The organism is Corynebacterium sp. NML180780 (genome assembly GCF_007786415.1).
Lineage (GTDB): Bacteria > Actinomycetota > Actinomycetes > Mycobacteriales > Mycobacteriaceae > Corynebacterium > Corynebacterium gottingense.
Map to the genome: position 1 here is coordinate 56324 of NZ_VNKN01000011.1, position 22465 is coordinate 78788.

The window sequence follows — 22465 nt, forward strand, 5'->3', positions numbered from 1 at the left end:
CCGGTTTGCGCTCGCGCAGTGAATTGCCTGCTCAGCATCGAGAACTCAACAGTGGATGACTTTTAAAGCGCAACGTACTGTAGCATTGTCTTCGCGCTCGCAAAGCGCTGGATTTGCCCTGTTCACGGGTGCTGTCTTTCAGCCCCTGTCGCCGTCCTTTACGGGACGGCCTTTCATTGAGGGCTCGAATGAAGAACGGTTGCGTCCTTTGGGGAGGGTCGCCGTCCTTTACGGGACGGCCTTTCATTGAGGGCGCAGAAATTGAGAAACAGCAGGTCAGGAGTGCTAAATGTCGCCGTCCTTTACGGGACGGCCTTTCATTGAGGGATAGCAGGCATCCGGGTCAGCGACCGCAGCGACCTTGCGTCGCCGTCCTTTACGGGACGGCCTTTCATTGAGGGCGAAGATCAACTGCGCGAGCAAGCACGTGAGCCTATGTCGCCGTCCTTTACGGGACGGCCTTTCATTGAGGGGACATGCCACGTCCCGGCCCGTTCTGGCGGAGGTAGTCGCCGTCCTTTACGGGACGGCCTTTCATTGAGGGCCCAAAAAGGAGAACCGCATGACACGCATAACTGGTGAGTCGCCGTCCTTTACGGGACGGCCTTTCATTGAGGGGCCGAAACGGGACATGGTTCTGCCTGCTGTTCTGCGCAGTCGCCGTCCTTTACGGGACGGCCTTTCATTGAGGGCCACTTGGCATCGCTGCCAAGCGGCGAGCAGGTCAGTGTCGCCGTCCTTTACGGGACGGCCTTTCATTGAGGGTCTGCGCTGCTGATGGATCCGCGTTTCTCCCGCGTGTCGCCGTCCTTTACGGGACGGCCTTTCATTGAGGGAAATTTAACTTCCCCCGAGTACAGCTTGGTCTTATCCGTCGCCGTCCTTTACGGGACGGCCTTTCATTGAGGGTCTGATCCACGGGGCTTTCGCGCGCATGTAGGCGCGGGTGTCGCCGTCCTTTACGGGACGGCCTTTCATTGAGGGTGTGTGTCGCACTTTGGCCAAGCGAGCGCGCCAGCGGTGTCGCCGTCCTTTACGGGACGGCCTTTCATTGAGGGACGAGCCGCCAGGTGCTCCCCGTGATCGCGAGACACGGGGTCGCCGTCCTTTACGGGACGGCCTTTCATTGAGGGAAATCGAAGTCCACGCTTATCAACATTTTGCAGGGCGTCGCCGTCCTTTACGGGACGGCCTTTCATTGAGGGTTGTACAAAGTGCTCCGGGCAATCTCGAAGCGGCGGGTCGCCGTTCTTTACGGGACGGCCTTTCATTGAGGGATAGCCTAGCGGTCATTGGTGAACGCCTAGAGCTTGTGTCGCCGTCCTTTACGGGACGGCCTTTCATTGAGGGCCCAATGGGTGCGCGAGGCGAAGCAAGAAGCAATCGTCGCCGTCCTTTACGGGACGGCCTTTCATTGAGGGATGCTCGAGAGGTCTGCGGCGAGCGTGATGAGCTGTCGCCGTCCTTTACGGGACGGCCTTTCATTGAGGGAACTTCCGCGGCATCGACGGGGTCATGAACGCCGTAGGTCGCCGTCCTTTACGGGACGGCCTTTCATTGAGGGAAAAAATGAAGAAGCCACCAAAGCACCCCGACGAAAAGTCGCCGTCCTTTACGGGACGGCCTTTCATTGAGGGTCACCGCACCGCACCGAAAGGACACTTGACATGCCGGTCGCCGTCCTTTACGGGACGGCCTTTCATTGAGGGTAAGGAAAGGTTGGTTGGTGGTCATGTCGGTCTGGGAGTCGCCGTCCTTTACGGGACGGCCTTTCATTGAGGGACCTCATTTGGGAGGTCAAAGCACTCATCGAACAGTCGCCGTCCTTTACGGGACGGCCTTTCATTGAGGGTACCTGCCCGGCGCGGCCCCGCTTAAGGCTGGGGAGTCGCCGTCCTTTACGGGACGGCCTTTCATTGAGGGTACGCCTACAACGATGAGTGGTCGGACTGGTGTGAGTCGCCGTCCTTTACGGGACGGCCTTTCATTGAGGGTACGCCTACAACGATGAGTGGTCGGACTGGTGTGAGTCGCCGTCCTTTACGGGACGGCCTTTCATTGAGGGACCACCAGTCGCTCGCATCTCCCAAAGACCGGATGGCGTCGCCGTCCTTTACGGGACGGCCTTTCATTGAGGGGTCGCCGTATGGGCGATTTTCGGAGGTGCGGCATGAGGTCGCCGTCCTTTACGGGACGGCCTTTCATTGAGGGGCCCGTGGCGCTGACGGCTTCGGCGGCAAGATGGGTCGCCGTCCTTTACGGGACGGCCTTTCATTGAGGGTTCATACGTCTCTGCGTCGATGGTGATGCGCTTGGTGTCGCCGTCCTTTACGGGACGGCCTTTCATTGAGGGGTTGAGCGCGATAATGCGGTGAAAGCCGCCGAGCGTGAGTCGCCGTCCTTTACGGGACGGCCTTTCATTGAGGGTCCGATTAACGAAGGTGGCACCGCGTCTGCGGAGGTGTCGCCGTCCTTTACGGGACGGCCTTTCATTGAGGGACCAACGTTGAACGGTTCCGGCTGAAAAACGGCACGTCGCCGTCCTTTACGGGACGGCCTTTCATTGAGGGCACCAAGGGATGGTCGTGAACGCCAGGGCCGAACGTGGCGTCGCCGTCCTTTACGGGACGGCCTTTCATTGAGGGCGCGCCGCCACCTACGATTCGCTCAATGATCACAAGGTCGCCGTCCTTTACGGGACGGCCTTTCATTGAGGGTCCCGTTCGGGAACCCAGACAGCAGCTGCGGAAGCGTGTCGCCGTCCTTTACGGGACGGCCTTTCATTGAGGGCTGCTCGAAGACGAGTACATGCGCCTGGTCGTAGAGTCGCCGTCCTTTATGGGACGGCCTTTCATTGAGGGGGCAGCGTGGCAGATCGCACGGTTTCCTGGTGTGCCGGTCGCCGTCCTTTACGGGACGGCCTTTCATTGAGGGAGGAGGAGCTGAACCGTGGCCAGGAGCTCGCAGAGGTCGCCGTCCTTTACGGGACGGCCTTTCATTGAGGGAGCCATTGCAGCCCGTCGCTAAACGCCGTCCACACCGGGTCGCCGTCCTTTACGGGACGGCCTTTCATTGAGGGATGCGCCGCGAACGACAACGACTACTCGGCGCGTGGTCGCCGTCCTTTACGGGACGGCCTTTCATTGAGGGAAACGTCCTGCCTGTCCTGTGCCCGGTAAGGACGGTGACATCGCCGTCCTTTACGGGACGGCCTTCCATTGAGGGTTGTGGCGTATTCGACGATTATGCCGTCTCGGCGCACGGTCGCCGTCCTTTACGGGACGGCCTTTCATTGAGGGGTCTCTAGCGCGCGGTAGTCCCGCAAATACAAATCGAAGTCGCCGTCCTTTACGGGACGGCCTTTCATTGAGGGGAGGGCGAGGGGCGGGTACGCGTGCGCTTTCGACTTGGGGTCGCCGTCCTTTACGGGACGGCCTTTCATTGAGGGGTGCAAGCGAGTTCGTGGGAGATGACTGTCTCCAAAGGTCGCCGTCCTTTACGGGACGGCCTTTCATTGAGGGGCTGCCGAGGCCGAACAGTCGTATGGCGCTGTGGAGTCGCCGTCCTTTACGGGACGGCCTTTCATTGAGGGAGGAAGGAGAGCCGATCTCCCATCTGCGCCCGTGCGCGGTCGCCGTCCCTTAGGGGGGCGGCCTTTCATTGGGGGTGATCATAGCCAGTGGTGGTGTCGACGCATGAGAGGTATGGACAACACCGTCTTTTACGGGACTGCCACTCATTGAAGGCAGTGGCATGAATCATCCTGGTGACTGCCGCCGCAGCTCCAGGGTCGTGCTTCTTGGAGGACAACGGGGCGTCGATAAGCGATTGGCCCTGCGGTAGCGTGGGCTGCATGACTGATGCACTCGCGCCTAAGCCCGAAGACCTCTCCATCGACGCGCCGCCGGCGGTGCGCGCGCAGCTGACGCACCGCACGATCCGCGAGTTCACCGACCAGCCCGTCAGCGACGAGACGCTGGAGACGCTGTACCGCGTGGCCATGCGCACGGCGAGCTCGCGCGGGATGCAGCACGCGAGCATTATCCGGGTGACGGATCCGGCGCTGCGGGAACGGCTCGCGGAGATCGGGAATCAGGAGGTCATTTGGTCGTGGGCCGGTCGGGTTCCGCTGCAGGTGCTGCTATCACCCCATTTTGGGTTCTGGTACCCCCACCGTTCGGAGAAGTACTCGGTACTTGGTGGGCAAATAACATGGTAAATGTTACAGTCTGGGCAACGGCGGCAACAGCACAAGATAAATGTCTTGCACTTAAGGTCGGTGCCACAGGATCAGTTACCCCTCCGTCAGTAGGTGTAACCCCTGAGCACTATACAGAGGGTTGTGCGTAAAGAAGACGCTTCAACAGGGAGTTTTGCAGGAATGACCAGTAGAGAGAAAATCCTCAACCTTATATGGCTCCTGGCACTGTCAATACCTGCTCTAGGTTTGTCCTATTCATGCATAGTTAACGCAGAATCAAGCGTTGGCTATGCACTCGGCATCCTCACCGATGCACTGGTTTTTGGGGCATTGATTTACTTTGTTCCAAAATACAATCGGAGAACTCCGAAAAAATTCATGAACAACTCTTTTCCGATATTGTTCGTGGCCCACATACCTAGCGTTATTGGGTACTTTAACGATGGCATCTCCATTGCATCCTTAATTTACCCAATCATCCTTTATTTTGCTCTTGCTTCTAACGAACGTCTGCACAAGTGGGCCCAAGAGCCTGGAGGCTGAGAAGATCCGTCTTGCTCTAAAAAGCGTGAGGTGGGGACAACGGGGCGTCGATAAGCGATTGGCCCTGCGGTAGCGTGGGCTGCATGACTGATGCACTCGCGCCTAAGCCCGAAGACCTCTCTCTTGACGCGCCGCCGGCGGTGCGCGCGCAGCTGACGCACCGCACGATCCGCGAATTCACCGACCAGCCCGTGAGCGACGAGACGCTGGAGACGCTGTACCGCGTGGCCATGCGCACGGCGAGCTCGCGTGGGATGCAGCACGCGAGCATTATTCGGGTGACGGATCCGGCGTTGCGGGAGCGGCTCGCGGAGATCGGGAATCAGGAGTACGTGAAGCGCGCGCCGGTGTACCTGCTGTTCATCGTGGATTCCGCGCGCAACGCCGCCATCCTGCGCGAACAGGGCTACGACCCGACCGGCGCGGGCAAGACGAAGGTGTTCGTGGAGGGGTTTACCGACGCGTGCCTCATGGCGCAAAACGTGGTCAACGCCGCCGAATCGCTCGGGCTCGGCGCGAACTTCCTGGGCAATATCCACAACGACACGGCCGCGGTGATCGAGACGCTGAAGCTGCCGCGTTACACGTTCCCCGTCGTCGGCCTCACGCTCGGCTGGCCGGGGCAAAACCCGCAGCTCAAGCCGCGCATGGCGCCGGAGTTCCGCGTCATGGAGAACGGCTACCAGCACCGCACGAGCTGGTCCGAGGCGCTCGCGGACTATGACCAGGAGATGACCACGTACTACGACCTCCGCAACGCCAACCAGCGCGTGGACAGCTACATCAACCAGGTGGTCAAGCAGCTCACGCCCAAGCGCGAGCTTCTCGACGAATCGTTGCAGGCCGCCCGCTGGCAAGGATTCATCATCTAATGCGCCTGTACACACTTGGATTTTCCCACAAGAGCGCGGAGGAGTTCTTTGACATCCTCCGCGAGTCCGGCGCGCGGCGCGTGGTGGACATCCGCCGCTCCAACACGAACCAACTCGCCGGCTTTACTAAGAAGGACGACCTGCGCTACTTCCTGAAGGTCATCCTGGATATGCCGTACACGCACGAGGTGTCGCTCGCGCCCAGCGCCGACCTCATGCACGCCTACCGGCATGATGAGATCGAGTTCGACGAGTTCGCGCGCAAGCTCCGCGCGGAGTACGACGACGGCGAGGTCTCGTCGCTCGATCGCTCGCTTTTCAGCGACGCCGTACTCCTCTGCTCCGAAGCCGACCCCAGCACCTGCCACCGGCTCGTCGCCGCCGAGTACCTCGCGGAGGCGTGGGACGACGTGGAGGTCGTGCACCTGTAATTTAGTGGCGTTCTCCGGTGAGCATGCTGAGCAGGAGCACGTTGCCCTCCTCCGGGGCGTCATCCGGGCAATACACCGCGTGCGGCACGTATGCGCGCAGGTGAACGACCTCGCCCGGCTGCAGCGGAAAGCGGTCGCCGCCGCACTCGAACTCGAGCGATCCGCTGACGCACTGCACCGTGATCGGGTGCGCCGCCTTGTGGTCCGGAAGCGCCTGCCCAGGGCAGAAGTTGAACACGATGAGGTTCGCGCCGTCGCCCTGCAACATGCGCTTGACCGCGGGGCGCGCGCCGCCCGGCTTCGGTTCCACGGCGTTCACGGTATCGATGCGCGTTGCGCGGTCGGCGTCGTCGGTGGAGTCGGCGTCGCCGAACACTTCCGGGCGATTGACGGGGAGATCCTGGTTCATCGCTGCTCCTGGGGTGGTTTCTGGGGGTTGCTCTGGTTGTTGTGGGCAATTTTACCGGGGCGGGGCGTGGAATATCTGGGGGTGCGTGGGTGGTGGGGCTGGCTGTGGCTGGCCGCCAATAGAGCTAGCGCCGTTTGGGGCGGCGGCCGGGTCGCGACCTGGGTTTTTACAGGTGCGCATCACTCAAATGGAGCTAGCGCCGTTTGGATCAGCGGCCGAGCGGCGACCTGGGGTTTTGCAGGTGCGTTGTCGCCAAATGGAGCTAGCGCCGTTTGGGCGGCGGCCCCGGCTGCCGGCGAGACGTCACACCCAGCCGTTGTCCTCAGCAAGCCGGGCCGCCTCGAAACGGTTTCCGGCACCCGTCTTAGCAATGATGCTGGACACGTGGTTGCGCACCGTGCCGGAGGAAAGGTGCAGCGTGGCGGCGACGTCGGAGGCACCGAGGCCTCGGAGCAGGAGGCGGGTGACGTCTTGTTCGCGGTCTGTGAGTGGATTGTTCGGCGCGAAGAGGCTTTCGCTGGCGAGTTGGGGGTCGATGACTCGGTAGCCGGCGTGGACGCGGCGGATGGCGCAGGCCAGTTCCTCAGGCGGGGTGTCCTTCACCACGAACCCGTCAACGCCCGCGTCCAAGGCCCGCTTCACGTAGCCGGGGCGGCCGAAGGTGGTGACGATGAGCGTGCGACAGGGGTGACTGGCGAGGTCAGCGGCGACGTCGAGGCCGTTGCGGCCGGGGAGTTCGATGTCCAGGAGTGCGACGTCGATAGGCGATTGTTCTAGCAACCCCGCGACTTCGGTGCCGGTGGCGCATTGGGAGACGACCTCGATGTCCGGTTCGGCGCCGAGGAGCGCGACGAGTGCGCCGCGGACGAGCGCCTGGTCTTCGGCGATGAGGACGCGGATCATGGGCGGCCCATCGACAGGGTGACTGTAGTGCGCCCCGGCTCGCGGGTGATGAGGAGCGCGCCTTCGGTGACGCGGGATTGCAGGCCGGCCAGACCGCCGGCGTGGTCGGCGGTGGTGGAAGTGAAGCCGGCGCCGTCGTCGGCAACCGTGAGCGTATCGGGGGTCAGCGTGACCCAGCAGTTGCGGGCTCCAGAGTGGCGGATCACGTTCGTGGTCAGCTCGCGCAGCGCCCAGGAGAAGAGGGCGTCGTGGTTCGTGGGCGCGCACTCGGGCAGGTGGGCGGCTATCCCGCTAGTGGACAGCGCCCGGCGCGCAGCCTCCAGCTCGCCGGCGAGGGTGGGCGTGCGCATGCGGGTGACGGTAGCGCGGACCTCAGCGAGGGATTGGCGGGACAGCTGCGCAATCTCCGCGAGTTCGTGTTTTGCCTGTTCGGGGTCATTATCGACGGCCCGGCGAGCCACCTCCGATTTCAGGTTGATCACGGTGAGTGTGTGACCGAGGAGATCGTGGACGTCGGTAGCGATGTCCTCGCGCTGGCGAGCCAGGTCCAGGTCACGCTCGAGCTCGGTGGTGGCTTCCTTGCGGTGCGTGAGCACGCCGAGGACCAGCACCAGGAGTGGTAGTCCGAATGCGATGATGGCGGTATCGGGGGCGTCGGCAGGCGAAGTACGCCACACCACCGCGAGGACGATGGTACCGGTGGCCAGGATCGCGGGCAGCGCGGCGCGGACGGGCGCGAGATACGCCAGTAGGGCGCCCAAGTACGGCACGAAGATCACTGCCTGCACGCCGAACACGGGGATCGACGCCAGCGCAACAAGCACCAGGAGAGCCCAGCGCGCAGCCACGCGACTGCGGCTAGACCAGCCGCGCGGGAAGTAGGAGGCGGAGCCGAAACTGAACAGGTAGGCGACACAGAAGATGAGGACGACGCCGGCCTCTGCCGAGAGGAACCCTGGCGCGTGCGCATGATCCGCGGTCACGGCGATGATGGCGGGCGCGAGGAACACCAGCCACACGCCAGCAAACAGGGTGTTGCTGGTGTTGAAGCCACGCAACGGCGCAGACAACACCCCGGCTACTTCCGGTTCTTGTCGCGGCGCCGGAGGAGCAACACCGCGGTGACGAACACCGTTGTCCATACCGCGATGTTAGCCCAGGCCCACCACATTGGGTCGGTGGTTGTACCGCTGGCCAGCTGCTGCGTGCCGCGCGAGACAGGCCAACGCGCCAGTGACGCCGCGCCATACATCGGGGTGAAGCGGCCAATTTCCAGCAGTGGCTCCTTCAGCGGAATGAACAGGTTGCCGGCAAAACTGAGCAAGACTATCGACGTTGACGCTATCGCCACCGTATTACTCCCCGGCACCGCCATCGCGCAGGCCATCCCATAGAACCCGAAGGGGATGCACACCAGTACGCAGGTGATGAACGCGAGGAGCCACAGGTGCGGCTGCATCTCCGCCCTGGTCAGCGCCCCGACGATAAAGACGGAGGCGATGGGCAAGACGGCGCGCAACGCCACGTTGCACATGTTGGACAGCGTGAGCTGCCACGGGCGCAGCGGGGTGAGCGCCAGCTGCCGGGACCAGCCACTCTCCGCCTCGGTGATCGTGGACCCCGCGGCGCCGACCGCGCCGGTCACGCCCGCGTAGACCGCCATCCCCAGCATGACCAGGGCGGAGATGTTTCCGCCGTTGACCGGCTCGTCGGCGTAATCGTCCATCGCGCCGAACAAGAGATAGAAGAAGATGGGTAGAACTACGCTGAATACCAGGACGGTGAGCTCTCGGCGCAGGCGAAGCAGGTCGTGGCCGATGTAGGACAGGGTGTTGGACAACGTCGGGGTGTGCGTGGTGGTCATGGGTCACTCCGTGTGGTTGGCGTTCTTGCGCGTGAGCTCGAGGAACGTGTCCTCGAGGGTGTGGGCGGCGATGGTGAGATTGCAGGCGTCGGTGCAGGTAAGCAGGGCGCGAGCGAGCGAGTCGGCGTCGGCGGTGCGCACGCGCAGGATGTTGCCTTCGCGCTCCAGCTCCGCGTCGGCCGGTAGGTGGAGGTCGTCGGGGATGCCCGCGGGGAACTCGGCGGTGAGCAGGCGGGTGGGGGAGGTGGCCACGAGGGTGTGCGAGGGGGCGTCGATAAGCACTTGGCCCTGGTCGAGGAGGATGACGCGCTCGCTGAACTGGTCGGCTTCTTCGAGGTAGTGGGTGGCGAAAATGATGGTGCGTCCAGCGGCGGCCTCGAGTCGCATCGCGTCCCAAAATGCGTGGCGCGCGCCGGTGTCCATCCCGGCGGTGGGCTCGTCCAGGATGATGATGTCCGGGTCGCCCAGCAAGGCGAGCGCGAACCGGAGTCGCTGGCGCTCGCCGCCAGAGCACTTGCCGACGCGACGCCTCAGAATCGGTTCCAGATTCGCCCGCTCGACGACGCTATCCAGCGGCCGGTGCGTGGGGAACGCTGCGGCGACCAGGTTGAGCGTGTCCTTGACGGTGATGTCCGTGAGCAGGCCTCCCGTTTGCATCACTGCGCCGATGCGCGCGTTCCCCGTAGCCTGCTTGGGCGTGCCGCCAAGGACGCTCACCTGGCCCGACGTGGCCGTGGTGAGCCCCAGGATGATGTCGATGAGCGTGGACTTGCCCGCGCCGTTCGTCCCTAGCAGAGCGACGATCTCGCCGACACGGATGTCGAAGGAAACGCCACGCAGCGCGTGGACCGGATGCTTGCCACGCGGAGTGAACGTCTTCGTCACGTCCGCGACGTGGATGGCGACGGGGCGGGAGCTGGAAGCGACTGCTGCGGTGGACATGATTCGCAGCCTATGTATGGGCGACTCGGCGCGCACTGGTTTTTGTCATGAGGTGGGCATGACAATTGTCATGGGCGCGTGCGGGGGCGCGCCGGCCGGTATCGTAAGGGGTGTTCGAAGCGTTGCCGCGCCCGGCGCGGCCTCGCCGGCCCTCCCGAAAGGACCAGCACATGAGCAGCAAGAACCCGAATCCGTACAAGAACTTCTCGTACCAGCCGAGTTCGAACGAGCCTGGGGCCGGCGGGTCCGGTGTGTTTGGGCCGGGCGAGTTCGGGTCGGGGCAGCACTGGCGCGACGACGTCCCTTCCGACCCGGAGGAAAGAACGCTGTTTGAGTTCAAGAACTGGTGGGTCGTCATCGTGCTGGCGCTGGCGGTGGCCGGGGCGATCGGGTTGATCTACACCTCGATGACCAATGGCCCCAGCGGGGCGGAGACTACGGAGGGTCGGGAACAGTCGCCGACGGCAGAGGCTGAGTTCCCGAATTTCGGGGCGGTGGATGAGCGGATTTCACAAGCCAAGGAGGCGGGCGAGGAGCCCGCCATGTACCGCCCGGACGATTACGACCCAAGATCCGGGGTGCAGGATCCGGTTCCGGTGAGTCCGAGGGGGATGGAGGCTCCGTCGAAAAGCGCCTTCGAGCTCACGCCACTCGAGGCCGGCGAGGTGGCGAACGTCGGGGGCCTGCGCATCGGCGTCGGGCCAGTGCGCGACATGGGGAAATACGGCGAGGACAGCTTCCTTTGCAACGACGTGTCGATCCTCAACATGACCAACGACGAGCAGTGGATTTCCAAGAGCGACTTCATGCTCACGATGCCGAGCGGGAAGACCGTGGAGCCCAGCTACGCGCCCGGTTTCAACCACTTGAACCTGACGTTTGAGCACGGGCAAACCAACAGCGGGGTGCTGTGCTTCAAGGCGGAGGCGGAGCCGGGGGCGTACACGGTGAACTTCGCGCCGCGCCCGCTGCACACGACGCTCGCAGCGTGGAAGTCTGGGATGGGCGGGTAGCTGGCTGGCTTGGCTGGCGCTTCGCGGGCGTTTCACCAGGCCAGGCGACAGGGGCGGCGCTGGTGCAAACGGAGCTAGCTCCATTTGGCCGAACAGCCGGACCGCGACCTGGGGTTTTCCGGGCGGCGCTGTTGTAGATGGAGCTAGCTCCATCGAGGCCAACCGCCCACCCGTTCGAGAAAACCGCAGGTCATGTCCGGTGCCGTTGCTAAGTTGAAGGCATGAACAGCATCTCAGTGGTTGCCACGACGCTTGAGCAGCTCAGGCTATCCACCTCGAACCCGGCCTGGGTGATACTTCGCGCGAAGAATGCCCCCGCCGTCCTAGCCATCCTGCGGTCGGTGTTTGAAGGGGATAATCGCCAGGTCGCCGGCTCCGATTTCGCGCTCGCCGTCGACGCCATGCTGGTGGACATCCGGGAGCAGACCGACATGGAGCTGCCGAAGACCGGTGTCGCCTACATCAATGACTGGGTCAAGGATGGGTACTTGGTGCGCCGCAGCCCGCAGGGCACCCGCGAGGAACTGTACGAGTTGTCCACCGACGCCCACGTGGCGATCGATTACGTGCAGCAGCTCACCAATCCGCAGCGGTCGGTGACAAAGTCGCGGCTGAGCACCCTCATTACTGGCTTGCGCGACCTCGCCGCCGAAACCGACGAAGACGAGGCGAACGCGATCCGCAGGTTGGAGGCGCAGCGCGATGCGATCCAACACCGGATCGACCAGGTTCGTATGAACGGCGTTGTCTCCATCTCGGACGAGGAAGCGGTGGAGAAGGCGCGAGAGATCCTGTCGCTGGTCAGCGACCTTCCCACCGATTTTTCGCGGGTGCGCGAGGAGATCGAGGACGTGGACCGGGCGCTTCGTGAGTCCATCGTCGAGGAGAAGCTTCACGCGCGCGACGTGCTGGAAAACGTGTTCCGTGGCGTGGACCTCATCACGCAGTCCGAGGCTGGCAAAGCGTTTAGCGGCTTCTACGAGGTCTTCTTGGATCCGGAGCAGTCGAAGCAGCTCGACGCCACCGTGAGTACCGTCCTGTCGCGCGACTTCGTGCGCAAGCTCTCGCCGATGGAGCGCGCTGAGCTGGGCCAATTCGTGGACACGCTGGACGTGTCGTCGGGCCAAGTCCACGATTCCATGACCAACCTTTCGCGCTCTTTACGACGCTTTGTGCAATCCCGTGAAGCCGAGTCCCAGCAGGCACTGATCAAGTCGATCAACGCCGCGCAGCAGATGGCGCTGCAGCTCGCGCAGGAGGGCATCGGCACCCACAGCCCGGTCGGTGTTGAGTTGGAGTTAACAACGATGCAGCCGACGTCACTGTCCAGCTGGAAGCTGCACGACCCGATGGAGTACAAGATCGACCGCGGCATGGAGATCAATGAGCAGGGGTCGATCGATATGGAGGCGATGCGCCAGCGCATCCGGGAGAACGAGATCGACTGGGAGGAGCTGCGCGGGGCGGTGAACGACGTGGTGGAGCGGGATGGCAGGGCGTCGATAAGCGATGTGCTCTCCGCGCACCCTGCGACCCAGGGGCTTGCGAGCGTGGTGGGGCTGATCAAACTTGCGCGCAGGCACGGCGAGCGAAGGGACGGCACCGAGCTGCTGCACTGGACGCGCGCGGACGGCACGAGGCTGCGCGCGCGATACGAACGGTTTGAATTCGACACAACGATTGGACGGCCATAAATGCACAACACACTCTACGACGGCGACACCGGTACGCTCACCGGCCCGCAGCGCAGGGCGCTCGCGGAGCTCATCCGCGGCCCGTACGTGTCCAGCATCAAGACGCCGGAGGTGTTTCAGACCGTGTCCGGGTCTCGCGAAGTGCTCGCGCAGCAGCTGGACAACCTCTTCCTCACGCTCATCGTGGACGATGACGCGGGCGTGGCCTACACCAAAGCGTGGGAGGTGGACGTCCCCGACAAGCGCGCGATGCTGCGCAAGACCTCGCTGACCTTCATGGATACGGTCATAATTCTGCACCTGCGGCGCGAGCTCGTCTCCACCAGCCCCACCGAGCGCACGATTGTCAACGAAGACGAGGTCTTCGAGGCCACTATGCCCTACCAGGGGAAATCCACAACCGATAAGTCGAATCCACGCAAGCAGTTTACGGCGTCGTGGAACAAGATGAAGCGGAACTCCATCGTCATCGACACCCCAACCGAAGGCCGATACGAAGTCTCCCCCGTCCTGCGCATCATCTTCTCCGGCGAGGAAATCGCCGCAATCACCGAATCCTTCCGCACCCTTCTGGAGCAGCAGCCATGACCACCATCCCCGGCCAATTCCGCCTCTCCCGTGTCCAGGTCTACAACTGGGGCACCTTCAACGGCCTGCACAGCGTCGACATTGCCCGCGAAGGCTACCTCATCACCGGCCCCTCCGGCTCCGGCAAGTCCACGCTCATCGACGCCATCTCCGCCATCCTGGTCCCGCCGAGCAAGCGCTCGTTCAACGCCGCTGCGGACAACCAAAAGCGCTCCGGGCGCACCATGATCACGTACTGCCGCGGAGCGTGGCGCCGCGAACACTCCGAGGACTTGGATGAGCTCACCCGCTCGTACCTCCGCAACGGCGCCACCTGGAGCGGCGTGCTCCTTCGCTACGAAAACGGCACGGGCGAGACGATCACCGCCTGCAGGCTCATGTTCCTCGCCGCCAACGCGCACGCTGACCAGGACATCACGGACCTGTATCTGCTACTGCCGCGCGATGCGGATCTCACGGAGTTTGAAACGCTTGCGGTGAAGAACCTGCCGATCACGCAGGCGAAGCAGGACTACGGCGATGCGCTGAACGTGGGGCGCAAGCACCCGCAGTTCATCGCCGCGCTGCAGCGAGCGCTGGGCATCGCCGACAGTGGCGCGCTCGAGCTCCTGCACCGCACGCAATCAGCGAAGACGCTGGGGGATCTCAACCACCTCATGCGCACCTTCATGCTTCCGGAGCCCGACACGTTTGCCGTGGCCAAACAGGCGGCCGAGAACTTCACCGCGCTGCACGGCGCCTACACCGCAGTGGTAAACGCGCGTGAGCAGATCGAGCACCTCGTTCCCGTCCGCGAAGCCGCGCATGCTCGCGAGGAGATCGCCCGTGCCACCGCGGTTGTGGCCGAGGAACAGGCGTGGCTCGACCCCTTCGTCTTCGGCTGGAAGGCGCAATTCGCCGAGCGCGCCTGCGAGCGGCACCGCAACGACCTCGAAGCGCTGGGCGGCGCGATCACGGCCGGCGAGGCTGAAGTAGAAACGCTTCGCAGCGAGCGCGAGGAGCTGCGCCAGCTTATCGACGGCAAACAGGACACCGGCCTGGCGAAGGCCGAAATGACCCGCGACAGCCGCCGCACACGCCTCGACCAGGTCAACAAGGCCGCGGAAGCCTTCGCCTCCCGGCTGCAGGTGCTCCAACTCACGCCACCTGGCTCAGCGGAGGAATTTGCGCGCATTTCACACCAGCTGGGAAAGGACCTGCACAACCTGTGCGCGCAGCACGACGCAGAAGACGCCAAAGCTACCACCGCGATCCAGCTCGTGGGCAAGCTGCAGGAGACCCAGACAGCCTTCAAGACCGAGCTGCAAACGCTGCACAAGTACAGTTCAGCGATGGATTCTCGGCTGCTGCGAGCTCGCGCCATAATCGCCGACGCGGCCGGCATCCGCGAGAAAGACCTGCCGTTTGTGGCCGACCTCATCTCTGTCAGTCAAGGCGAAGGCGCCTGGCAGGGCGCGGCCGAGCGCGTCATGGGCGGGTTCGCCCGCACACTCTTGGTACCCGAAGAGCACTACCGCGCAGTCTCGACAGCTATTGATGCCACGCACCTTGGCGCAAAGCTGCAGTACACCCGCATCACACCGGAGCAGGAGTTCGCGGCGCCCCGGAGCTTTCAACACGGCACGCTCGGCACGAAGATCGACGTGGCCGACGGGCGCTTTTACAACTGGGTGCAGTCGCAGCTCGCCCGCCGGTTCGACCACCAGTGCTGCGAGTCCCTGGATGAGTTCCGGCGCGCCCGTCGCGCGGTAACCCGCAATGGCCAGGTCAAGCACAGCGAAGCGGACCACGTGAAGGACGACCGCCGGCGCATCGACGACACGAGCACGTGGGTGTTGTGGGGCAACCTGGACGACAAGATCGACGCACTGCACGTAGAGCTGCAACGCGTGGGCAAGGAGCTAGCGCAGGCGGAGCAGGCGCGCGATACCGCAAAGCGCCGTATGAAGACGGCCCGCGACCAGATTTCCACGGTGGAGCGTCTCCAAGAGACAACAGATTTCAGCGAGATCGACACCGCGACCGCGGCCCGCCTGCTCGCAGAGTCGCAGGAGCTGGTGGACCGGCTCACCGACGGCAACGCGGAGGTCGCCGAATTGAAGAAGCAATTCAAAGTCCGCGAGAAGCGACTGGGCCAGGCCCAAGGCCACCTCAACGGGCTGATTGAACAGCGCGGCGGGCTGCGCCAAAAGCTCGAGCAGGCGGAACAGGCGCTTGCCGAGGCTCAGGCGCGCCTCGAGCGCGGAGCCCCACCGGAGGAGGTCCACGGCAGGCTGTCCAAGCGTGCCGGCACCATCGACGAGAAGAATATCGACCGCGTGCACGAGCAGCTGCGCAAGGCCATCACCGCCGAGCTCGACGAACTCAACCGCCGCGACCTCAAGTGCGAGAGCCGGATGCTCGACGCAATGCACCGCTACCTGCACAAGTGGGAGAGCCGCAAGGGCGACCTGCAGGCGGACAAGAGCTACCAGCAGACGTTCCTGTCCGAGTTGGACCGCCTCGAAACCGAGAACCTGCCGAGCTTTGAGCAGGAATTCAAGGACCTCCTCCAGGAGCAGACGCGCACGCACTTCGGCCGCCTCCGCCGCCTCATCCGCGAGGCCGCGAGCAATACGCGCAAGTCCATCCAAACCATCAACGATTCCCTGGCACAGGTCGAGTTCTACCCCGACACGCACCTGCAAATTGAGGTCCGCGAGGCGCAGCCGCAGATCGCCCGCAAGTTCATCGAGCTTATCGACGCCACGCTCGACGGCATGATCAACGAGGCCGATCTAGAGGACAGCGAGCGCCGCTTCCACACAATCCGCGAGGTGATCGAGGCGGTCACGATCTCCGACACCACGAGCGCCCGCGAACAGAAGCTGCGCCTGGACACGCGTCAGCACGTGAAGTTCCTGGGCGTGGAGTACGGCACCGACGGCGTCCGCGGCGCGGTATACGACTCTGCCGAAGGACTCTCCGGCGGCCAGGCCCAGAAGCTCTCCTCCTTCTGCCTCGCCGCCGCGCTGCGCTACCGGCTCACGGGGATGGGCGCGAACCCGTCGCAAGCGAACAAATCCGTGGTCGAGGTTGAGGATGCGATGTACCCCCGCTTTGGCACCATCGTGCTGGATGAAGCCTTCGACCGCGCCGACGCCGAGTTCACGCGCGCGGCCATGGGAGCATTCCGCAAGTTCGGATTCCACATGATCCTCGCCACGCCCGAGAAGCTTTTGCAGACGGTGCAGGACTACATCGGCGGCGTGCTGATGGTGGAGTGCCCGGACCGCAAGCACTCGCAGACCAGCACACTCACCATCGAGGAGGCCCTCGATGAAGACCTGTGACCAGGTACGCACACGCGCTGCCACGTTTTATGCCCGCAACCACCGGGCCTGGCTTGCCGGCGATTTCTCGCCGCTCACGGTGAACCTGCAGCCACCGACGGGCCGTGCTGCCGAGCTTGATAGCGGCCGCGCGGTGCAGGCCTGGATCCAGGAATGGAAGTGCAGCCGCATCACCGCGGAGTGGGAGGAGAAGAAGCTCGGCTACCTGGGCACCTACGCACTCCCGGCGCGCGTAGTGCTGGACAGCCCGGACACCGCCGCGCGGGTCGCCGGCCGCGCTGAGCATTGGCTGCGCATCAACTCGCTGCTCGACGGACTGTGCGCCTCGCTTGGCGACGACGTCCGTAGCCCCTTGATAAGCAAGCTCGCTGCGTGGGAGGCGTGGGATGATGCCACCGTCGCCCGTTTTGTCAGCGTGGTGCGGTGGCTGCGCACCCACGACGCGTCTGACTACTACGTCCGTGAACTCCCGATCTTCGGCGTGGATTCTAAGTGGGTGGAGGCCCACCGCGCAGTACTGACTGCCGTAGTCGGCGAGTTGACGTTTCGCGACAAGCCGGTCCTGATGGAGCTGCGTTGCCTTGACGCAAGCGTGGCGTTCTGCGGGGTGCGGCACTGGTCCTGCCCTCTTTCCGAGCTGAAGGCACTGCCCGGGGGCCGCGTGTTGTTCGTGGAAAACCACCAGACGTTCCTTGCGCTGCCGGAGCTGCCGGACACCGTCGCGATCTTCGGTGGCGGCCTGCTGGCGCAAGTGCTGGCGAAGCAGCTGCCTTGGCTTGCTTCAAAAGAGGTGTTGTACTGGGGAGACTTGGACTCCTACGGCTTCTACATCCTGGACCTGGTGCGCGCGCACCTACCGCATACACGGTCCGTGCTCATGGATCTGGATACCGCGCGCGACCACGACGCGCTCGCCGTTGAAGAGCCGAGTCCTAGCCGCTTTACGCCGGCGCGACTTACCGCCGCCGAAGCCGACGCCCTGGACTACCTGCGCAGCCACTCCTCCACCGGGTGCCTGCGCATCGAGCAGGAACGCATCGTGTTCGACTACGCGGTGGAGCGACTGCGGGGTGTGTAAGGAAGCGGGCGAGCTAGCTGCGTTTTGTCCAAAAAGTCATTGGACTCCTTGTCCAAAAACTCTATGGACATAACAGGCGGGGGCTAAACAGAGCTAGCTCCATTTGGGGTTTCCAGCTTCGCGCGAACTGGGGTTTTACTGCCGAAGTCGGCGCAAATGGAGCTAGCTCCGTTTGCGCTGGCATCCCGAATCATTATCGTGACGAAGGCACCACATCAAACACGCTCCACGAGGAACCGTATGCCGCACAACCGACCCAACCCGTATCCAAACAGTTACGCTCACCCCGACGTCATCGTCATCGGCGGTGGCTTCGCCGGCACTGCCGCTGCGATCACACTCGTGCGCGCTAACCGCCAAGTAGTACTCGTCGACGCTGGCCAGCCTCGTAATCGTTTCAGCGAGCACGCACACGGCATTCTCGGCATGGACGGTGTTTCGCCGATGGAGCTCCTGGAAAGGGGCCACGCCGAGTTCGCGTCCTTCGGTGGCTCCCTCGTGCGCGCGACTGCGGACGCGCTTTCCGCCATCGACGGCGGCTGGCTCACCACGCTCTCCACGGGCGAGACGCTTCGCTCCCGCCACGTCGTCGTCGCCACCGGCATCACCGACCGTCTCCCCGACGTACCCGGCCTGCAAGATCTGTGGGGCACGCGCGTTTTCCACTGCCCGTACTGCCATGGATACGAGGTCCGTGGCCAGAAGGTCGCGCTGGTTGGCGGCGCCAACCCGCCGTTCACCACGAACATTGCCAAGTTGCTGTCCAAGTGGACGGATCAGCTCACCTTCTACCCCAACGGGCTTCTTCTCGACGATGCAGAGCGCGGCATCCTCAACGCCCTCGGCGCCACCATCAGCGACGCCCCGGTCACCCGCGTGGACCCCGACGCCGCCTCCGCAACCGGCGTGGTCGTGCGCGCCGGCGACGACGCCACCGCGTTCGACGCCTGCTTCACCGGGCCCGACTTCCTCCCCAACGACGCGCTGCTCAAGCAGGCCGGCTGCGCTACCGTCGACGGCACGGCTGACGGCTGGGTGCGGGTGGAGGACGGTGGGACGTCGATAAGCGGCCTCTGGGCAGCTGGCAACGTGGTGAGCTCCCCTGACCAGGTTTCGCAAGCGATGGGCGCCGGCGCGACTGTGGGCGTCAAGGTCGACCAAGCGATCCTGGCGGAGGATATCGCGGCGCTGAACTCCGCGCGCTAAGTGCGCCGCCGCCGCTCGGCGAACTCGTCGAGCAGATCCAACACGTCGGGGGCTCGCCAGGCGCGCGTCCGCTTATCCAGCTGTGCTCCGACAACAATGCCAGCCCGCTCGAGTGTTTCCAGCGCATTTCCTGCCGAGACCAGAGACGCTCCAAGCTCGTCGACCACGATCCGTGTCGTAAGCACTGGACGCTGCAAAAGCAACGGCAAGACCTTCCACGCCAGGGCGTCGGAGCGGACAGTCAGCTTCTGCCGCCACTCCCCCAGCACCGAGTCCAACTCATGCGCAATCCACGTCCCATGTTCAACGGCTTCGAGCGCACTTGCTGCGAACAGTGCCACGATCTGATCAATATCGCCTTGCCTATACGCATCAAGGGCGGCGAAGTAGTCATCGACTCTGGACAACAACCCCGCAGAGATCGGCACCGGCCCGTTCACGCTAAGCCCTCGCGACTTCAGCAACACGTGTACCAGCGCACGCCCCGTGCGCCCGTTGCCATCTGCAAAGGGGTGGATCGTTTCAAGCTGGGCGTGCGCGATCGCCGCCTGCGCCAACGCTGGGACATCACGGCGAGTCATGAAGGCTTCTAAATCCTCCAACAGTGCTGGAACATGCTTTTGGTGTGGCGGCACAAAAAGTGCACCACCCGGATGGTGATCATCCGGCCCACCGATCCACACCGCTTGCTCGCGCAACTTACCCGCGATCTCCGGCGCGGAGTCCTGCAGAAGCACGCTGTGCATTGCCAAAAGCGTCTTAGTCGTGGCTGAATCGACCTCAATCGCGCGCTGCATCTGCCGAACATTCGCCACGATCAACTTGGCGTTCGCAGACCCGGCGCCGGAAAGTTCAGCTTCAAAAATTTTCCTGGACGAGGAGGTCAGCTGTTCGATTCTGCTCGATGCGACGGATTCACCGCGCAGCAATAATGGAATGAAGGGAAAAAGATCTGTGGCATGCGTAGCGTCATAGCGCGTCACTGCGATAGTCGCTTTATCCGCTGCGGCAAGTGTCTCAGGACGAAGCTGCATTTTTTCGCCAGCGATATGCGGCACGATAGCGCTCTCGTATTGGCTGGGCGTGCGCAGCTGAGCGCGCCGCGACAGGTTCTCAGCCACAGCACGCCACGGCAATGTCTCAAAAGAGATACTTGGCCAACTCATGAAGCAAAGTTAGCACGCGAAGCTTTATGATTTTATTCGACGCTAAAGTTTATATGCCTAAGTTTTGACGTCTGCAAAAACCCTAAAGCTTAATCCGCTACCCTCCGACAGCATCCTAAAGCTTGCTCACTAGCTATTGGTCAAAGCACATCGATCTACGCTTTCCTCGAGCTAAAGTGGAGGTGGTCAACAGGAAGGGATCCACTCCCGTGAAAAAGAAGTTCGTCGGTATCGCGACCGCTGCTGCGGTTGCGCTTTCCCCTGTCACTACGGTTTCTTTCGCTGCAGCAGCGAATCCCGCCACCGCCCATGCGCAGACCACCGGGAACTCCGCAACCACAGATTTCACGACGGCGGCAGAACAGGAACCATCGGTAATCCCACTTGCGAAGCGCGAGAGCAAGGGCGAGAGCACCGACTTGAGCAGCAAGGTCGGCGGTTTCATCGCCTTTGTCATTTTCCTCGGTTTCATGCTGTGGTCAATCGGCTGGAACAGCCCGTACAATCCGAACGGCCGGTTCGCCGAGGCATATAAGTAGCGGTCATTCAAGCACTCAGCTTCGGCGTTTAAGTCGTTGAACTCGCTGAGAGGTTGAAGTTTGGGCTCCTAAGTTCGTTAAGTTTCTTCGACCCCAAAAGTTTTGGGGCCGTACCCGGAGCTTTTCGCTCCAGGCGGACTGCGCTCACTCAACCAAAACGCCCTGCTAAAACAACGTCAGGAGCACAAACCCGGCGCAGATGATCACGCCGGCAATTAGGAGCCTCAAGATGCGGTACCCCACTATGCCCCGCGCGTTCAGGCCAGCAACCCCGAGCAGCGGAAGCGCCCAGAACGGCTGAATCTGGTTGGTCCATGTGTCTCCACAGGCGAAAGCCATGATAGTTTGCGGGAAGCTTGCCCCCTTCGCATCGGTGGCTTGCCTCGAAAGTGGTGCTGTACTGGGAAGACCTGGACTCCTACGGCTTCTACATCCTTAACCTCGTACGCGCACACCTGCCGCATACACGGTCCGTACTCATGGACATCGACACCGCCCGCGACCACGACGCCCTCGCCGTCGAAGAGCCAAACCCCAGCCGCTTCACCCCAGCGCGACTTACTTCTGGGGAGGCCGACGCCCTGGACTACCTACGCAGCCACTCCGCAGGCGGGTGCCTGCGTATCGAACAGGAACGCATCGTTTTCGACTACGCCGTAGAGCGGTTGCGGGGTGGGTAAGGAAGCGGGCGAGCTAGCTCCGTTTAGGGTTTCTGGTTTCTCGCGACCTGGGGTTTTGTCCTCGCGGCCGGTGTAAACGGAGCTAGCGCCGTTTGGTCATAGGCACCGTCTCCTCTCGGCGAACTCGTCCAATATCGCCAATACGTCAGGCGCTCGCCAGGCGCGGGTCCGCTTATCCAGCTGCGCCCCAGCAACGATGTCGGCTCGTTCTAGCGCCTCCAAGGCAGTTCCTGCTGACACCACGAAAGCCCTCAGTTCGTCGACGACGATGCGCGTCGTGAGTACAGGACGCTGCAGCAGCAGGGGAAGGACTTTCCAAGCCAAGGCGTCGGAGCGGGCTGTCAACCGCTGTCGCCTCTCCCCTAGCAGTGAGTCCAGCTCCTCTGCGATCCATGTTCCGTGCGCGATTGCCTCGACAACGCTCTCTGCGAACAGTGCCACCATCTGGTCCACGTCACCTTGCCTATACGTATCTAAGGCCGCGAAGTAATCATCGGACCCGCGATAGGAGCCCTGCAGAAATTGACACTGGGCCGTTCACGCTGAGCCCTCGCGACTTCAGCAGCACATGCATCAGCACACGGCCCGTTCAACCGTTACCATCAGCGAAGGGGTGGATGGTTTCAAGCTGGGCATGTGCGATAGCTGCCTGTGCTAGCACCGGAACGTCTTCGCGGCGCATAAATGCTTCCAAGTCCGCCAACGGTACCGGCACATGCGCATGGTGCGGTGGAACGAACAGCGCACCTCCCGGATGGTGGTCATCCGGCCCACCGATCCACACTGCTTGGTCGCGCAACTGGCCAGCGACTCTGGCACGGAGTCTCGCAGCAGAACGCCATGCATTGCGAGCAACGTTTCAGTCGTCGCCGCATCAACTTCAATTGCCCGCTGCATCTGTCGAACGTTCGCCACGATCAACTTGGTATTCGCCGACCCGACACCAGAAAGTTCCGCCTCAAAAATTTTCCTTGACAAGGAAGTCAGCTGCTCAATCCGACTCG

At 63.0% G+C, this 22465-nt stretch carries 21 protein-coding genes and 1 CRISPR repeat array; of the genes, 12 read left to right on the plus strand and 9 right to left on the minus strand.

All coding sequences use genetic code 11. The annotated features are described in order from the left end of the window. Positions 1 to 147: 147 nt before the first annotated feature. A CRISPR array of direct repeats spans positions 148 to 3666; the repeat unit is 36 nt; unit sequence GTCGCCGTCCTTTACGGGACGGCCTTTCATTGAGGG. A gap of 187 nt (positions 3667 to 3853) precedes the next feature. The 4 genes from FPP74_RS08950 to FPP74_RS08970 all read left to right on the plus strand — a co-directional run bounded on the left by FPP74_RS08950 (position 3854) and on the right by FPP74_RS08970 (position 6047). Further along, positions 3854 to 4219: a nitroreductase family protein gene (locus FPP74_RS08950; protein ID WP_370511799.1), complete on the plus strand. Its 366-nt coding sequence runs from the start codon at positions 3854 to 3856 to the stop codon at positions 4217 to 4219. A gap of 123 nt (positions 4220 to 4342) precedes the next feature. Then, complete coding sequence (locus tag FPP74_RS08960; protein WP_144718078.1) at positions 4343 to 4744, plus strand: hypothetical protein; 402 nt, start codon at positions 4343 to 4345, stop codon at positions 4742 to 4744. Positions 4745 to 4827: 83 nt separating this feature from the next. Then, entirely contained in the window at positions 4828 to 5616 is a 789-nt protein-coding gene (locus FPP74_RS08965) for an NADPH-dependent oxidoreductase (protein ID WP_144718081.1), read from the plus strand. Next, the gene (locus FPP74_RS08970; protein WP_144718083.1) at positions 5616 to 6047 is read left to right on the plus strand and encodes a DUF488 family protein; all 432 of its coding nucleotides are present in this window, start codon (positions 5616 to 5618) and stop codon (positions 6045 to 6047) included. The genes FPP74_RS08965 and FPP74_RS08970 overlap by 1 nt, the downstream gene beginning before the upstream one ends. A gap of 1 nt (position 6048) precedes the next feature. On the opposite strand, the gene FPP74_RS08975 is transcribed toward FPP74_RS08970, so the two are convergent. From FPP74_RS08975 to FPP74_RS08995, 5 genes are all read right to left on the minus strand, one after another. Continuing rightward, complete coding sequence (locus tag FPP74_RS08975; RefSeq protein ID WP_144718084.1) at positions 6049 to 6456, minus strand: cupin domain-containing protein; 408 nt, start codon at positions 6454 to 6456, stop codon at positions 6049 to 6051. Positions 6457 to 6759: 303 nt separating this feature from the next. Further along, a complete protein-coding gene (locus tag FPP74_RS08980) occupies positions 6760 to 7359 on the minus strand; it encodes a response regulator transcription factor (protein WP_144718086.1) in 600 nt (199 codons plus the stop codon). Further along, the gene (locus tag FPP74_RS08985) at positions 7356 to 8432 is read right to left on the minus strand and encodes a sensor histidine kinase (protein ID WP_370511800.1); all 1077 of its coding nucleotides are present in this window, start codon (positions 8430 to 8432) and stop codon (positions 7356 to 7358) included. Before FPP74_RS08985 ends, FPP74_RS08980 begins: the two co-directional genes overlap by 4 nt. A 5-nt stretch (positions 8433 to 8437) precedes the next feature. Then, the gene (locus FPP74_RS08990) at positions 8438 to 9223 is read right to left on the minus strand and encodes an ABC transporter permease (RefSeq protein ID WP_144718090.1); all 786 of its coding nucleotides are present in this window, start codon (positions 9221 to 9223) and stop codon (positions 8438 to 8440) included. Positions 9224 to 9226: 3 nt separating this feature from the next. Then, positions 9227 to 10165: an ABC transporter ATP-binding protein gene (locus tag FPP74_RS08995; RefSeq protein WP_144718092.1), complete on the minus strand. Its 939-nt coding sequence runs from the start codon at positions 10163 to 10165 to the stop codon at positions 9227 to 9229. A gap of 170 nt (positions 10166 to 10335) precedes the next feature. On the opposite strand from FPP74_RS08995, the gene FPP74_RS09000 reads away from it, so the two are divergent. The 6 genes from FPP74_RS09000 (at position 10336) to FPP74_RS09025 (ending at position 19076) form a co-directional block, all read left to right on the plus strand. After that, positions 10336 to 11178 (plus strand): DUF4352 domain-containing protein, encoded by an 843-nt coding sequence (locus FPP74_RS09000; RefSeq protein WP_144718094.1) that lies wholly within the window; start codon positions 10336 to 10338, stop codon positions 11176 to 11178. Between the two features lie 221 nt (positions 11179 to 11399). Beyond that, positions 11400 to 12872 carry a DUF3375 domain-containing protein gene (locus tag FPP74_RS09005; RefSeq protein ID WP_144718096.1) on the plus strand — a complete coding sequence of 491 codons (1473 nt, stop codon included), beginning with the start codon at positions 11400 to 11402 and terminating at the stop codon, positions 12870 to 12872. After that, complete coding sequence (locus FPP74_RS09010) at positions 12873 to 13460, plus strand: DUF4194 domain-containing protein (RefSeq protein ID WP_144718098.1); 588 nt, start codon at positions 12873 to 12875, stop codon at positions 13458 to 13460. Next, on the plus strand, positions 13457 to 16792 hold the full coding sequence (locus tag FPP74_RS09015; protein WP_144718100.1) for an ATP-binding protein: 3336 nt from the start codon (positions 13457 to 13459) through the stop codon (positions 16790 to 16792). The genes FPP74_RS09010 and FPP74_RS09015 overlap by 4 nt, the downstream gene beginning before the upstream one ends. Then, on the plus strand, positions 16779 to 17870 hold the full coding sequence (locus tag FPP74_RS09020) for a DUF3322 domain-containing protein (RefSeq protein ID WP_144718102.1): 1092 nt from the start codon (positions 16779 to 16781) through the stop codon (positions 17868 to 17870). The genes FPP74_RS09015 and FPP74_RS09020 overlap by 14 nt, the downstream gene beginning before the upstream one ends. 240 nt (positions 17871 to 18110) lie before the next feature. Next, positions 18111 to 19076 carry an NAD(P)/FAD-dependent oxidoreductase gene (locus tag FPP74_RS09025; protein ID WP_144718104.1) on the plus strand — a complete coding sequence of 322 codons (966 nt, stop codon included), beginning with the start codon at positions 18111 to 18113 and terminating at the stop codon, positions 19074 to 19076. On the opposite strand, the gene FPP74_RS09030 is transcribed toward FPP74_RS09025, so the two are convergent. Then, entirely contained in the window at positions 19073 to 20197 is a 1125-nt protein-coding gene (locus FPP74_RS09030; protein WP_240510554.1) for a Fic family protein, read from the minus strand. The two genes, FPP74_RS09025 and FPP74_RS09030, sit on opposite strands and share 4 nt — an antisense overlap. Before the next feature lie 254 nt (positions 20198 to 20451). Here FPP74_RS09030 and FPP74_RS09035 point away from each other — a divergent pair, with 254 nt between their 5' ends. Next, the gene (locus FPP74_RS09035; RefSeq protein WP_144718106.1) at positions 20452 to 20781 is read left to right on the plus strand and encodes a hypothetical protein; all 330 of its coding nucleotides are present in this window, start codon (positions 20452 to 20454) and stop codon (positions 20779 to 20781) included. Between the two features lie 165 nt (positions 20782 to 20946). On the opposite strand, the gene FPP74_RS12520 is transcribed toward FPP74_RS09035, so the two are convergent. Then, on the minus strand, positions 20947 to 21120 hold the full coding sequence (locus tag FPP74_RS12520; RefSeq protein ID WP_370511801.1) for a TIGR00366 family protein: 174 nt from the start codon (positions 21118 to 21120) through the stop codon (positions 20947 to 20949). 17 nt (positions 21121 to 21137) lie between these two features. On the opposite strand from FPP74_RS12520, the gene FPP74_RS09045 reads away from it, so the two are divergent. Continuing rightward, a complete protein-coding gene (locus FPP74_RS09045; RefSeq protein ID WP_144718108.1) occupies positions 21138 to 21461 on the plus strand; it encodes a Wadjet anti-phage system protein JetD domain-containing protein in 324 nt (107 codons plus the stop codon). A 96-nt stretch (positions 21462 to 21557) separates the two neighbouring features. Here FPP74_RS09045 and FPP74_RS09050 read toward each other — a convergent pair whose 3' ends face one another. Both FPP74_RS09050 and FPP74_RS12525 read right to left on the minus strand, forming a co-directional pair. Next, positions 21558 to 21914: a hypothetical protein gene (locus FPP74_RS09050; protein ID WP_144718110.1), complete on the minus strand. Its 357-nt coding sequence runs from the start codon at positions 21912 to 21914 to the stop codon at positions 21558 to 21560. 136 nt (positions 21915 to 22050) lie between these two features. Then, positions 22051 to 22245 (minus strand): Fic family protein, encoded by a 195-nt coding sequence (locus FPP74_RS12525; RefSeq protein ID WP_370511802.1) that lies wholly within the window; start codon positions 22243 to 22245, stop codon positions 22051 to 22053. Positions 22246 to 22465 lie beyond the last annotated feature (220 nt).